Here is a 13,237-nt window from a genome sequence, read left to right on the forward strand (position 1 = left end):
TCCTTTCGCTCGACGGGCGGCCCGGCGCGACCGGCAGGACGGATGCCCCGGTCACCGGACCGGGTCCATTCTCCACCGGCCCGCCGACCACGAGGCTCCTCCGCGCCGAGCACGAGGTTGCCGTCGTCCTGGCGCCCAGAACGACGGCAACCTCGTGCTCGGCGTCAGGAGGGGGCGGCGAGGTCAGGACGCGGCGACGAGGGCCGCGGCGCGGCAGCTTGCGAGCGCGGAGAGCTCCTCGCCCACGGGGAGCCGCACCCGGCGGTCGGCCACCTGGCCGACGGCGTCGCGCAGGCGCCGTCGGGCGCGCGCCGCACGCCGCCGTCCGCCCACCGCGGCCGCGGCGCGGGACACGAGCGCGACGAGCACGCCCACGACGACCCCGCCGAGCGCGAGCAGCGTCGGCCACGGGAGCTCCGGGGCCCCCGGCCCGCCGAGCGTAAGGACTGGCGTCGGCGGCTCCGGCAGGCGCAGGTAGGTGAACCCCCACAATGCGGCGAGCCACAGCAGGCCCACGACGAGCGCCGCGAGCACGAGCCACTGGAACGCGCCGACGACGCGCCACCACACCGGACGGCGGGCCGCCTCGAGCTCCGTCCCCGCGACGGCCTGGTCGAGCGCGTCGGCGAGGTCGGCCGCGCCCTCGGACGCCCGACGGCGCACGGCGAGCGCCCAGTCGTCCGGCACGCCCGCGGTGGCCTCGGCCGCGTAGTCGCGCACGGCCGTCTGGGCTCCGGCGCGCAGCGCGGCACCGACCGCCGGGAGCGAGGTCCGCGCGAGCTCGGGCCGGCTCACGGTGTCGGCCGTGCCCAGCTCCTTCGCCGCCCGCGCGCGCGACGAGCCCGGCGCGGGGCCGGTGCGCAGCCCGATGCGGCGCAGGGGGTCGGGCCGGAACCGGCCGACCCAGCGCGTCACGGGCCAGCCCGTCGCGGCGCGCGCGTCCCGCACGGCCGAGCCGCGCACGGCGGCGACGACCGTCGGGACGCCCGCCGCGGCCTCCAGGGCGTCGACCAGGCCGTCGCGCGCGCGGCGCGCCGCCCGCTCCGGGACGGGCTCGCCGCACGCCGCCGCGACGCGACGCGCGACCGCCCGCACGTCGGCCGCGAGCCGGTCGTTCGACGCACGACGCCGGGCCGCGGCGTCCGCGAGCAGCCCGCGCAGCTCGTCCAGGCCCTGACCGGTGCGGGCCGAGACGCCGAGCACGCGCGCGTCGGCGAGCCCGTCCTCCGCCGCGAGCCGGCGCAGGTCGGCGAGGCACGCGTCGGCGTCGGCGGGCGTGAGCCGGTCCACCTGGTTGAGCACGAGGACGACGACGGACCCGTGGCCCGCGAGCGGGCGCAGGTAGCGCTCGTGCAGCGCGGCGTCCGCGTACTTCTGCGGGTCGACGACCCACACGAGCAGGTCGGCGCGCTCGACGAGGCGTTCCGCGCGCACGCGGTGCTCGACGACGACCGAGTCGTGGTCGGGCAGGTCGAGCAGCACGAGGCCGCTCGTCAGCTCGCCCGCGCGGCGACCGCGCAGGAGCGCGCGCAGGCCGCCGCCCGCCCGCGCGTCGGCGGGGTCGCCCGACGTGAGCGGCGTCCCCATCTCGTGCCGTCGCCGCACCTCCAGCCAGTCGAGCAGCGCGGCCGGTCCCGCCGGGCCGGCGGCGGGTCCCGACGCGCCCCACACCGCGGCGAGCGGGTGGGACGTCGTGGGCCGCTGCACCCCGACCGTCGCGAGCTCGGTGCCCGCGAGCGCGTTGAACACCGACGACTTGCCGGAGCCGGTCGCGCCCGCGAGCGCGACGACGGTGTGGTCGGCCGAGAGCCCGGCCCGCTCGCGCGCGCGGGCGACCACGGTCCGCGCGTCGGCGAGCAGGTCGGCGTCGACGCGTCCCTCCCCCGCGCGCACGGCGGTCTCCAGCGCGGTCGTGCGCGCCGCGAGGTCGATCGTCATGCCTGGTCACCCCCCAGCAGGCGGCGCCAGAACCCCGGCCGCCGGGCCGGCTCGGTACCCTCGCCCCCCGGCGCGGCTGCGGGCTCGTCCGGGGGCGGCGGGGTCCACCCAGCGCCGCGCAGGAGGCGCGCGGCGTGCCGGCCCACGGTGGACCGGCCGCCATCCCCACCGGCCGCGCGGTCCGGGCGCGCGGACCGCTCGACCCGGGCCGCCGCCTCGACCGCGCGCGCCGCCTCGAGCACCGAGCGGGCGGTCTCGTCGGCGTCGGCCGTCCCGAGCGCGTCGAGCTGCGCGGTGTAGCGCAGCGCCTCGTCGTCGAGCACGACCCGCACACGCTCCGCGAGCCGCTCGCGCGCGGTCCGCGTCAGACGCCGCACGGCGTCGTCGCCGAACACGGCCTCCAGGAGCTTCTGCGCGAGGATCGCCGTCCCGCCCGCGATCCCGACCTCGGCGCCCGTCAGGCCGCCGGTCGAGGCGAACACCACGACCATGAGGCTCAGCCCCAGCCCGTTGATCCCGAAGGACAGCGCTCGCGCCGCGCCACGCTTGCCCGCGCCCTGCTCGCCCACGAGGTCGAGCACGTCGGACTGCCAGCCCCGGATCTCCTCCGCGACGCGCGCCCGCACGCCCGCGGACGACCGCGCCAGGTCCAGACCGTCGAGCAGCGCCGACCCCGCCGGGTCCGCGCGCCACCCGCCGTACGCCCGCTCGGCCGCGGCGTCCGTCGCGTCGAGGACCACCGCCTCCAGGCCGTGCGCGATCGCCTGCTCGACCTGCGGCGCCTGCGCCGGACGCCCGCGGAAGAACGCCGCGAGCGCGTCGCGCACCCGGCCGACGCCCTGCTCGACCGAGCGGAACAGCTCGCTCGTGCCCACGAAGTCCTGCCAGCGCGCGAGCACCTCACCACGCAGCAGCACACCGTCGCTCGTCGCGGCGTCCACGGTCGTCGCCGCCTCGTCGTACGCGCGCTCGACGACGGCGCGCAGCCGCGCGTCCGACGCCGCCTGCGCGTCGGCCGCACCCGCCACGAGGACCGCCCGGCGCACGAGGTCGTCCACGACCCCGTCGCGCGTCGCGGTCGCGACCCGGTCCCGCTCGTCGCCGTCGGCCCCGAGCGCGGACAGCCACGACGCCACTTCGGCCACCGCCTGCTCGGGGAGGAAGCCGTCGACCAGCTCGGACTCCCCCACGACGAAGAGCGACGCGGCGTCGAGGCCGTTCTCGTCCATCATCCGGCGCAGGTCGTCCGCCACGGCCTCAGCGCCCGGGTCCACCCGGTCGAGCACCATCGCGACCTGGGCGCGGCGCTCGGCGGCGCGGTGCAGGAGGTCCCACGGGACGGCGTCGGCGTAGCGGGCGGCCGTCGTGACGAACAGCCACAGGTCGGCCGCGGCGAGGAGCTGCGCCGCGAGCTCGCGGTTCGCGGTCTCCACGGAGTCGACGTCGGGCGCGTCCACGAGCGCGAGGCCCTGCGGCAGCGCGTCGCTCGCCACGAGGCGCAGCGTCCGCGTCGGGTCCGGCGGGGTGACCGGCTGCCCGGTCCTGCTCCCGGTCGCGCTGCCGATCGACGTGCCGGTCGACGTGCCGGTCGACGTGCCGGTCGACGTGCCGGTCAGGGCACCGGTCACGCTGCCGGTCGGCGTGCCGGCGGCCGCGGACCGCGCGCCGTGCTCGCTCACGCGCGCGAGCCCGGGCAGCACGCGGTCGGTCGAGAACCAGCGCTCGTCGAGCGGGTGGTGCACGAGGACGGGAGCCCGCGTCGTCGGGCGCAGCACGCCGGGTGCCGAGACGTGCTCGCCGAGGAGGGAGTTCACGAGCGTCGACTTCCCCGCTCCGGTCGACCCGCCGACGACGACGAGCAGCGGCGCCGCGTGCGAGCGCAGCCGGGGCAGCAGGTAGTCGTCGAGCTGGTGGACCGCAAGACCGAGGTCCTCGCGCGCGAGCGCCGCGCCGGGCAGGTCGAGCGGGAGCCGCGCGGCGGCGAGCCGCCCCCGCAGGATCTCCAGCGCCTCGACGAGCCCCGTGGTCGCCGCGGCGCCCGCCGCGACCCTACCGGCGCGCGAACCGTCGGGAGGCGGGCCGTCGAGGCGCGGCCTGTCGGGACGCGGGCCGTCGGGTGCCGACGCGCCAGAGTGGACTGCGTCGTCTCCGGAGTCACCGCTGGCCGTCATCCCGCCAGTCTGCCGGAACGCCGCTGGCCAGGCCCGATATGACACCACAAGCCGCCGACACCACCGGCGAGATCGACCCGCCCGGCCCGACATCGCCCTGCGGAAGGTCGATCTCGACCGCACGGGCCGATCTCGCGGTGGCTCCCTCCCCCACGCGATGCCGGAGCCACGCCACCCCGACCTCCGCCTGCGCCCGCTGGAACGCGCGCAGGTGCGGGATGCCCGGCGGGAGCATGCCGACCGCGTCCCAGAACGCGGCGCAGCGCGCCGCGCCCGGCCAGTCGACGGCGACGGCGGCGCGGTCGACAGGCACCGTGCTGTCGCCCCGGAGGTCGCCGTGGACGAGGTGGTCCCCCGCCGTAGCCTGGCGGTCTGGACGGCTCCACGGCTCCCACCGGCTCGGTCGGCCAGGGCGGGCCCGGACGCGCCGACGCCGGGCGGGAACGGGTCCCGCCCGGCGTCGTGCCGAGCCGTGCGACGAGGGTCGCTCAGTCGCGCGTGAGCTTGCGGTACGTCACGCGGTGCGGGCGAGCCGCCTCCGCGCCGAGGCGCTCCACCTTGTTCTCCTCGTAGGAGGCGAAGTTCCCCTCGAACCAGTACCAGCTCGCCGGGTTCTCCTCGGTGCCCTCGTACGCGAGGATGTGGGTCGCGACCCGGTCGAGGAACCACCGGTCGTGGGACACCACGACGGCGCAGCCGGGGAACTCGAGCAGCGCGTTCTCGAGCGAGCCCAGGGTCTCGACGTCGAGGTCGTTCGTCGGCTCGTCGAGCAGCAGGAGGTTGCCGCCCTGCTTGAGCGTGAGCGCGAGGTTGAGGCGGTTGCGCTCACCACCGGACAGGACGCCCGCGGGCTTCTGCTGGTCCGGTCCCTTGAACCCGAACGACGCGACGTACGCGCGCGACGGGATCTCGACGTTGCCGACCTTGATGAAGTCGAGACCGTCGGACACGACCTCCCACAGCGTCTTCTTCGGGTCGATGCCGCCGCGCGACTGGTCGACATAGGAGATCGACACCGTCTCGCCGACCTTGAGCTCGCCGCCGTCGAGCGGCTCGAGCCCGACGATCGTCTTGAACAGCGTCGTCTTGCCGACGCCGTTCGGGCCGATGACGCCGACGATGCCGTTGCGCGGCAGCGTGAAGCTCAGGCCGTCGATGAGCTGGCGGCCGTCGAAGCCCTTCTGCAGGTTCGACGCCTCGAGGACCAGGTTGCCCAGGCGCGGGCCCGGCGGGATCTGGATCTCCTCGAAGTCGAGCTTCCTCGTGCGCTCGGCCTCGGCAGCCATCTCCTCGTAGCGGGCGAGACGCGCCTTCGACTTGGTCTGGCGGCCCTTCGCGTTCGAGCGCACCCACTCGAGCTCGTCCTTGAGACGCTTGGCGAGCTTCGCGTCCTTCTTGCCCTGGACCTGCAGACGCTCCTGCTTCTTCTCCAGGTACGTCGAGTAGTTGCCCTCGTACGGGTAGAGGCGACCGCGGTCGACCTCGCAGATCCACTCCGCGACGTGGTCGAGGAAGTAGCGGTCGTGCGTGACGGCGAGGATCGCGCCCGGGTACGTCGCGAGGTGCTGCTCGAGCCACAGCACGGACTCGGCGTCCAGGTGGTTCGTGGGCTCGTCGAGCAGCAGCAGGTCCGGCTTCTCGAGCAGGAGCTTGCACAGCGCGACGCGGCGTCGCTCACCACCGGAGAGCACCGACACGTCGGCGTCCGGCGGCGGGCAGCGCAGCGCGTCCATCGCCTGCTCGAGCTGGGAGTCGAGGTCCCACGCGTCGGCGGCGTCGATGGCCTCCTGGAGCGTGCCCATCTCGGCGAGGAGCGCGTCGAAGTCCGCGTCGGGCTCCGCCATGAGCGCGGAGATCTCGTCGAAGCGCTGCTTCTTGGCGAGGATGTCGGCCACGGCCTCCTGGACGTTGCCGAGCACCGTCTTCTCCTCGTTGAGCGGCGGCTCCTGGAGCAGGATGCCGACGCTGTACCCCGGGGAGAGTCGCGCCTCGCCGTTCGACGGCGTGTCCAGGCCGGCCATGATCTTGAGGATCGTGGACTTCCCGGCGCCGTTGGGGCCCACGACGCCGATCTTGGCGCCGGGCAGGAAGTTCAGGGAGACGTCGTCGAGGATGACCTTGTCTCCGTGCGCCTTGCGCGCCTTGTACATGGAGTAGATGAACTCAGCCACAGCCTGTCGTTCCACCGTTTCGGTCGGGAGAGGTACGGGATTCGTCGACCACTCAGCCTACGCGGTCGGGCCGCCGGGACGCGCCCGACGGCGCCGCGACCGGTCGAAGGTCACGGCGCCGCCCGGTCCCGCGGCTCAGGCGGCCGCCGTCGCGCTCCCCTTCCGGGCGGCGCGGGCACGCGGCGCGCGGGCACCCGACGCGCCGGGCTCTCCGCCCAGCGCCGCCGCGACGTCCGCCGTCGCCCAGGGGTCGTCGGCCGGGGGCTCCTCGCGCACGGGCTCACCCGGAGCGGGCTCACCGTGACCGTCGCCCGGACCCGTGCCCGCATCGCCCCCACCCGCGGCGTCGGACTCCCCGGTCGGGTCGAGCGAGCCGGCCGCGGCGGGCGGGACGCCGTCGACCTCGTCGGCGGGGCCGCCCTCGCTCCGGCGCGCGGCGTCGTCGTCGCGCCGGTGCACCGTGCGCGTGAACCGCGCCTCGCCGAGCGTGAGGTCCGGGCCGAGCGCCGTCGCCTCGACGACGAGGCTCGTGCGCGGGCCGTCCGGGCCGTCCCACTCGTCGAGCGAGAGCCGGCCCGTGACGACGACCGGGTCGCCCTTGTGGAGGGAGAGCGCGACGTTGCGCGCGGTGTTCTTCCACGCCTTGACCGTGAACCACAGCGTGCGACCGTCGACCCACTCGCCGCGCTCGCGGTCGAGGTAGCGCCGGGTCTGGGCGATCCGGAAGCTCGTGAAGTCGTTGCCCGACTGCGAGCGGAACAGCGTGGGCGTGGTCGCGACGAAGCCGGACAGCGTGACCGTGACGTCACCGGGCATGGTTCCTCCTGAGGTCGACGGCCGGGCTGGTCCCGGCCACCGCCTCAGGGTGCGGTGGGAGCGGTGGTGCCGTCCGGCGTCGGACCCTCGCCTGTGGACGTGCCTGCGCCGTCCATGCCTGGGGGTAGCCGTAGAGCCCCGGTGAGCGGCGCGGCGGGCGTCTTGTCCCGCGCGGACTGCGCCAGCTCGCGCACCTGCCGGTGCAGGTCGAGGAGCTCCTGGGTGGGCCGGCCCATCGCGTCCTGCACGACGCGCTCGATCGCGCCGCGCCCCGAGGCGAGGACCTGCTGCTCGCGGCGTCGGGCGAGCGTGCGCCGCACCTGGAGCGCGACGAGGAACGCGACCACGGCACCCAGGACGGCGACCGCCGCCACGACCGCGCACACCGTGACGAGCGTGCGCCCCAGGTCGAGCACGCGCAGCGACCCGAGCACCGCCAGGACCCCCGCCACGACCCCGACCGCGAGCGCCGACCAGGCCGCGCGCCGCGTGGGCCGCGAAGACGACGGCCCGCGCGTGTCGAGGGGGATCTTCGCGAGCGCGGACCGCGTCGCCTCGGCGACGCGCGTGGACGGCGCGACGGCCTCGTCGAGCGCCTTCTGCCAGCCGGACCGCAGCGAGCGCCCGGCGCGTGCGAGCCAGCGCGAGCGCGACAGGGCGACGGCGTCGGGCTGCGGCGGCGAGAACTCGGGCCGCCCGTACCCGTTGCGCACGGCCGCGCCGACCTGGCCCGCGACCGCGGCGAGGCCCGTCGCGTCGGCGAGCGCGTCGACCTCTTCCTCGACGGCCGTGCTCATCGTCCACGGGACGTCGCCCGGGAGCTGCTCCAGCAGGAGCGCCCCGGCGCGGTCGAGCTCTCCCGCGACGCGGCTCGCCGCGACGCTGCGCCGCGCGACCGCCTGCTCGAGCAGGGAGCGCAGCTCGTCCAGGCCCTCGCCGGTGCGCGCCGAGACGGTAGTGACGTAGACGCCGTCGAGCCCGTCCTCCTGGAGGAGGCGGTCCATGTCCTCGACGAGCGACGCGCGGCGCGCCTCGGGGACGGTGTCGATCTGGTTGAGCGCGACCACCATGGAGCCCTCGAGCCCCGTCGACTTCTGCAGGTAGCCCGAGTGCAGCGCGTCGTCGGCGTACTTCTGCGGGTCCACGACCCACACGAGCAGGTCCACGAGCGGCAGCACCCGGTCGACGACCGCGCGGTGGGCGGGCTCGATCGAGTCGTGGTCCGGGAGGTCGAGCAGGACGAGACCGCCGAGCGCCGACTCGTCCTCGGCGTCGAGCTCGCCGTCGCGCGTGATGCGACGCTCGGGGTCGACGTCGAGCCAGTCGAGCAGCGCCGTCGCGGCGTCGCTCCACGAGCACGCCGTGACCCGGGCCGTCGTGGGCCGCTTGACGCCGACGTCCGCGAAGTCGAGGCGCGACACCCGGTTGAAGAGGCTCGACTTGCCCGACCCGGTGCCGCCCGCGAGCGCGACGACGGTGTGGTCGACGCCGAGCGCGAGCCGTTCGCGCACGCCGCCGATCGCGTCGCGCACCTGGGCCGCGACGGCGGGGTCGAGGCGGTCGCCCGCGAGGTCCACCGCGCGCGCGAGGTCGTCGACCCGGGCGCGCAGCTGGGCGTCGTGGGACGTCACATGAGCCTCCTCAGCTCGGCGAGTCGTAGGCGCAGGCCGACGGCGGCGTCCGCGGCCAGCGCGGGGTCGGCGAGCGTCGTGAGGACCGGCTCGGCCTCCCGCTCGACCATGGTCGCGGCCCGGTCGGCGAGGTCGTCGCGCAGCGCGGCGACCGCCTCGTCGCCCTCGTCGGCGAGCACGGTCCCTACGAGCCGGGCGGCGTCGTCGTTCCCTGCCGCGGCAGCGAGGAGCAGCGCGGCGACGCCCGTCTCCCCGAAGGCCTTCACCGCGGCACGGCCCGCCTCGGACGCCGACGGCGCCCCGAGCGCGGCCACCACGTGCTCGGCGCGCGTCGCCCACTGCTGCACCTGGGTCGTCGCCGACGCCTCCCGGCGCGCGGCGGCCGCGTCCTCGGCCGGCAGGACGTCGGCCCCGCCGGGCAGCGGGCGGTCGCCGTCGAGCGCCGCGCGCAGCGCCTCGTACGCGAGGACACCGTCCGCGGCGAGCGTGCGGCGCGCCGCGTCGCGCGTCTCGTCGAGCAGAGGGGCGAGCACCAGGTCGCGTGCGCGGCCCCGGCGGCGCGACGACCGCACGACGCCGCCGCGCACCTTGACGCGGTCGACCCGCCCGGCGCCCGTCACCTGGGACCAGCGCGCCTCGAGCGACCCGTGCGCGACGGCGCCGTCCAGCGCGGCGCGGCGCACGGCCTCCTGCACCGGCGGCAGCGCTCGCTCGACCGCGGAACGCAGGTCCGCCGCGGCCTCGACCTGCTCCTCCACCGCGTCCGAGACGCCGGTGACCCAGTCGGGCAGGGCCGCGAGCGACCCCTTGAGCGTGCGCACGATCACCGCGCGGGAGCGGTCCGGGCCCGCGAGCATCGTCAGCCAGCGCGCGACCGGCGCGACGACCGAGCGGTCGAGCAGGCCCTCGTGGGGGCCGACGTCGGGCACGACGAACAGCGGCACGCCGTCCATGCCGTGGTCGCGCAGCCGCTGCAGCAGGTCGCCGCGGATCGTCGTGAGCGTCTCGCGCGGGACGCGGTTGAGGACCATCGCGACGCTCGCCCCGCGCTCCTTCGCGCGCGACAGCGCCTGCCAGGGCAGCGCGTCGCCGTAGCGCGACGCCGTCGTGACGAACAGCCACAGGTCCGCCGCCTCGAGGAGCAGGCTCGCCGTGTCCCGGTTCTCCGACAGCAGCGAGTCGAGGTCCGGGGCGTCGAGCAGGCCCGTGCCGCGCGGCACGCCGTCGTGGTCGATCACCCGCGCCACGCGCGTCACCGGGCCCTCGACGATGACGTCCGCGTCGAGCGGGTTGAACGCGAGCACCGGCTCGCGCGTCGTGGGCCGCAGCACGCCCGCCTGCGACACCTCCTCGCCGAGCAGCGAGTTGTACAGCGTCGACTTGCCCGCGCCCGTCGACCCCGCGATGACCACGATCGCGGGGGACGACAGCTCCCGCAGCCGCGGCAGCAGGTGCTCGTCGAGCTGGGTGAGCAGACGGCGGCGCGAGGCGTCGGCCTCGGTCGCGCCGTCGATCGCGAGCGGGAGGCGCACGTCCGCCACGTCGCGGCGCAGGTCGCGCGCGACGTCGAAGACCGTGACACCGAGCTCCTCGGTCGCCTGAGCGGGGCGCCACGAGCCCGGCGACCGGCCGGCCGAGGTGGCGCTCGCGTCGCTCGTGGCGGCGTCTGGGGTTCTCACTGGTTCATAGTGACCGCTGTCGAGGGCCCCGCCAAACGCACGCGCCGGACGACGCACGACCACCCGACCTGCGGCTCCACCGCCGCGGCTCCACCTCCCGAGCACGCCCGGCTCCCACTACGATGGGCGCGCGCCTCGATAGCTCAATGGATAGAGCAACGGCCTTCTAATCCGTAGGTTGCAGGTTCGAGTCCTGCTCGGGGCACCACGCAGGACCGTCGGAGTCCCAGCAGTTCTAGGACTCGAACACCCAACCACTGAGGCACGCCGGAGTCCCGGCCCGCGACCTTCCCGCACCCGCGCTTCGCCGCCTACTCCCACGTGACGCCCGGGACGCCGTGCGTGCCCGACGACGTCGCGGGCGTCGTCAACGCGATCGCGTGGGAGGAGATCGAGCGGCTCGGGGCCCGTGGGCTGCCGGTGTGCGATGTCCGGTGACGGTTCCTCCCGGACGGCGTCGGGTGGTGGTGGAGCTCGGGCACGTGCGCGACGCGCTGCTGGGCCTCTCGGAGGACGATCTCCGGGACCTGGTCGTCGTCGAGCTCGACCGCGAGCGGCCGACCCTCCGTCCCGCGCGGGAGGCGTTCGCGGAGGCGGTGACCGTCGCGCTCACCCCCGACGGGGAAGGGCGCACCTGGTTCTACGACGAGCACGTGCCCGAGGAGAACGTGCGCGCAGCGGAGCTCGTGATCGAGGCCTTCACGAGCTCGCAGCGACAGGACTCACGCACGGGCCGCGGGGCGGAGAATGCGGTCACCGACCCTGGACGGACGACGGGACGCGAGTCGCGGTCGGCGACGGCGCGAGGCGCAGCGAGGAGAGGGACGTGAGCGCGCTCGGGAATCTGATCGCTGCGGTCGGGCGGATCGAGGCGGGCCAACCGGGCCCCGACCCGGTGACGCTCGCGCTCGAGCCGTTCCCGGGCGGTGTGCGCGTCCAGACCGTGCAGGGCGGGAGCGTGGACCTGCTCGTGGCGCAGGACTCGCGGGCCGTCCGGGCCGCGCTCGCGGCCGGCGTCCCCGGGCTGCGCACGGCCGCCCCGGCAGTGGGGGCGAGTGGTTTCACGCCCTGGTCGCGGCGCCTCGGGTGGGCCGCCTACCTGGTCGATCTGGGGACCTGGGAAGACCTGCTCCGCGACTTCGGGCAGCCGCTGGCCTACGCGCGGATCCGCTGGCACGAGGACACGCTCCACGTGACGATCACCGACGGCGCCCGCGCCCAGGAGCTCACGAGACCGCTGGACGGCACCGGGTTCACCGGGGCCACGCCCGCAGAGCTCGCCGCGGACTTCCTGCGGTCGCCCTCCTGAGGTGGTGTGCGCGCCCCCGACGGAGCACCCCGACGCACCGACGCACGAGCCGAGGGGCGGAACTCGCGGACGGCCCGAACGTTGGTCTGACATGGGGAGTTCTCACCCTCCCGATCCCCGGAAAGGGTAAAGATCCGGCCACCGGTCGTAGATATACTCGCCCGACCGGCGCAGGCCGGTTCCACCCGGTTCGCCCGGGTCGAGGGGGAGCCCGCGAGGGCGTCCTCCACCCGCCACCGACGGCGTCCGACGGCACGCACGAGCGAAGGACCGACATGACCGAGGCAGCACCGCTCCAGCCCCCCGCCCCGACGGAGACGCTCACGCTCAGCGCCCCGGAGCCCGTCAAGCCCGTCGCGGCGACCCAGGCCCCGGCGCTCGCGCCGCGCATCGACGAGGCGGCCATCCCGGGTCTCGAGTCGAAGGTGTCGTCCTACCTCGACCAGCTCCTGACCACGGACACCCGCTCCCCCGAGTTCGGCGCGAAGGCGGACGACGTCCGCAAGATGGGCGACAAGGACATCCGCGCCGCGGCCGACGTCTCCAACCGCATGCTGGAGATGCCGGTCAAGGAGCTGCGCGAGGGCGGCGTGTCCGACAGCTCGAAGGTGAGCAAGTCGCTGCTCGAGCTGCGCCGCACCGTGGAGGACCTCGACCCGAGCGAGGCGAGCGTCGGGAAGAAGTTCCTGGGCCTCATCCCGTTCGGCGGGAAGCTCCAGGACTACTTCCGCCGCTACGAGAGCTCGCAGAAGCAGCTCAACGCGATCGTCCAGTCGCTGTACAACGGTCAGGACGAGCTCCGCAAGGACAACGCCGCGCTCAACCTGGAGAAGCAGAACCTCTGGGACACGATGGCGCGGCTCAACCAGTACATCTTCATCGCCGAGCGCCTCGACACCGAGCTGTCCACGAAGATCGCGGAGATCGAGGCGAGCGACCCGGAGCGGGCCCAGGCGCTGCGCGAGGACGTGCTGTTCTACGTGCGCCAGAAGCACCAGGACCTGCTCACGCAGCTCGCGGTGTCCATCCAGGGCTACCTCGCGATGGACATCATCATGAAGAACAACCTCGAGCTCATCAAGGGCGTCGACCGCGCGACGACCACGACGATCTCGGCGCTGCGCACCGCCGTCATCGTGGCGCAGGCGCTCGCGAACCAGAAGCTCGTGCTCGACCAGATCACGGCGCTCAACACGACGACGTCGAACATGATCGCGTCGACCTCGAAGATGCTGGCGGACCAGTCGGCGAGCATCCAGCAGCAGGCCGCGAGCGCGACCGTCGGGCTCCCGCAGCTCCAGCAGGCGTTCGCCAACATCTACGCGACGCTCGACTCGATCTCGACGTTCAAGACGCAGGCCCTCGACTCCATGGCGCAGACCATCGGCGTCCTGGAGACCGAGACGACGAAGGCGAACGAGTACCTGGACCGCGCACGCCGCTCCGACCAGTCGCAGGCGGGCAGCGGCTCGCTCGACATCGGTCGGCTGTGACGCGCCGTCCCCCGACCACCCCTCCCCGC

The 13,237-nt window shown here is 75.2% G+C and carries 10 protein-coding genes and 1 tRNA gene; 4 read left to right on the forward strand and 7 right to left on the reverse strand.

The window, feature by feature from the left end:
* Positions 1–183: 183 nt before the first annotated feature.
* The 7 genes from ACZ4MO_RS03140 to ACZ4MO_RS03170 all read right to left on the reverse strand — a co-directional run bounded on the left by ACZ4MO_RS03140 (position 184) and on the right by ACZ4MO_RS03170 (position 10,406).
* Positions 184–1,938: a GTPase gene (locus ACZ4MO_RS03140; RefSeq protein WP_175008158.1), complete on the reverse strand. Its 1,755-nt coding sequence runs from the start codon at positions 1,936–1,938 to the stop codon at positions 184–186.
* Positions 1,935–4,109: a dynamin family protein gene (locus tag ACZ4MO_RS03145; protein ID WP_175008157.1), complete on the reverse strand. Its 2,175-nt coding sequence runs from the start codon at positions 4,107–4,109 to the stop codon at positions 1,935–1,937. Before ACZ4MO_RS03145 ends, ACZ4MO_RS03140 begins: the two co-directional genes overlap by 4 nt.
* On the reverse strand, positions 4,093–4,422 hold the full coding sequence (locus ACZ4MO_RS03150) for a hypothetical protein (RefSeq protein ID WP_175008156.1): 330 nt from the start codon (positions 4,420–4,422) through the stop codon (positions 4,093–4,095). The genes ACZ4MO_RS03145 and ACZ4MO_RS03150 overlap by 17 nt, the downstream gene beginning before the upstream one ends.
* A gap of 175 nt (positions 4,423–4,597) precedes the next feature.
* Entirely contained in the window at positions 4,598–6,280 is a 1,683-nt protein-coding gene (ettA, locus tag ACZ4MO_RS03155; RefSeq protein WP_021483138.1) for an energy-dependent translational throttle protein EttA, read from the reverse strand.
* A gap of 135 nt (positions 6,281–6,415) precedes the next feature.
* Positions 6,416–7,096 (reverse strand): single-stranded DNA-binding protein, encoded by a 681-nt coding sequence (locus ACZ4MO_RS03160; protein WP_175008154.1) that lies wholly within the window; start codon positions 7,094–7,096, stop codon positions 6,416–6,418.
* Positions 7,097–7,140: 44 nt separating this feature from the next.
* Complete coding sequence (locus ACZ4MO_RS03165; RefSeq protein ID WP_186810366.1) at positions 7,141–8,727, reverse strand: P-loop NTPase family protein; 1,587 nt, start codon at positions 8,725–8,727, stop codon at positions 7,141–7,143.
* Complete coding sequence (locus ACZ4MO_RS03170; protein WP_074810589.1) at positions 8,724–10,406, reverse strand: GTPase; 1,683 nt, start codon at positions 10,404–10,406, stop codon at positions 8,724–8,726. Before ACZ4MO_RS03170 ends, ACZ4MO_RS03165 begins: the two co-directional genes overlap by 4 nt.
* Before the next feature lie 132 nt (positions 10,407–10,538).
* Between ACZ4MO_RS03170 and ACZ4MO_RS03175 the strand changes: the two genes are divergently transcribed.
* The 4 genes from ACZ4MO_RS03175 to ACZ4MO_RS03190 all read left to right on the forward strand — a co-directional run bounded on the left by ACZ4MO_RS03175 (position 10,539) and on the right by ACZ4MO_RS03190 (position 13,208).
* Positions 10,539–10,614, forward strand: a tRNA-Arg gene (locus ACZ4MO_RS03175).
* Between the two features lie 226 nt (positions 10,615–10,840).
* On the forward strand, positions 10,841–11,236 hold the full coding sequence (locus ACZ4MO_RS03180) for a hypothetical protein (protein ID WP_175008105.1): 396 nt from the start codon (positions 10,841–10,843) through the stop codon (positions 11,234–11,236).
* Complete coding sequence (locus tag ACZ4MO_RS03185) at positions 11,233–11,715, forward strand: hypothetical protein (protein WP_175008104.1); 483 nt, start codon at positions 11,233–11,235, stop codon at positions 11,713–11,715. Before ACZ4MO_RS03180 ends, ACZ4MO_RS03185 begins: the two co-directional genes overlap by 4 nt.
* A gap of 275 nt (positions 11,716–11,990) precedes the next feature.
* Positions 11,991–13,208, forward strand: a complete 1,218-nt coding sequence (locus tag ACZ4MO_RS03190; RefSeq protein ID WP_021482025.1) for a toxic anion resistance protein — start codon at positions 11,991–11,993, stop codon at positions 13,206–13,208.
* Positions 13,209–13,237: the final 29 nt, after the last annotated feature.

Source organism: Sphaerisporangium cinnabarinum, assembly GCF_055567015.1.

Bases quoted from the DNA above. Each gene is read 5' to 3' on its own strand.
- ACZ4MO_RS03145 (WP_175008157.1), bottom strand. From the start codon at position 4,109: ATGACGGCCAGCGGTGACTCCGGAGACGACGCAGTCCACTCTGGCGCG.
- ACZ4MO_RS03160 (WP_175008154.1), bottom strand. From the start codon at position 7,096: ATGCCCGGTGACGTCACGGTCACGCTGTCCGGCTTCGTCGCGACCACG.
- ACZ4MO_RS03190 (WP_021482025.1), top strand. From the start codon at position 11,991: ATGACCGAGGCAGCACCGCTCCAGCCCCCCGCCCCGACGGAGACGCTC.
- ACZ4MO_RS03140 (WP_175008158.1), bottom strand. From the start codon at position 1,938: ATGACGATCGACCTCGCGGCGCGCACGACCGCGCTGGAGACCGCCGTG.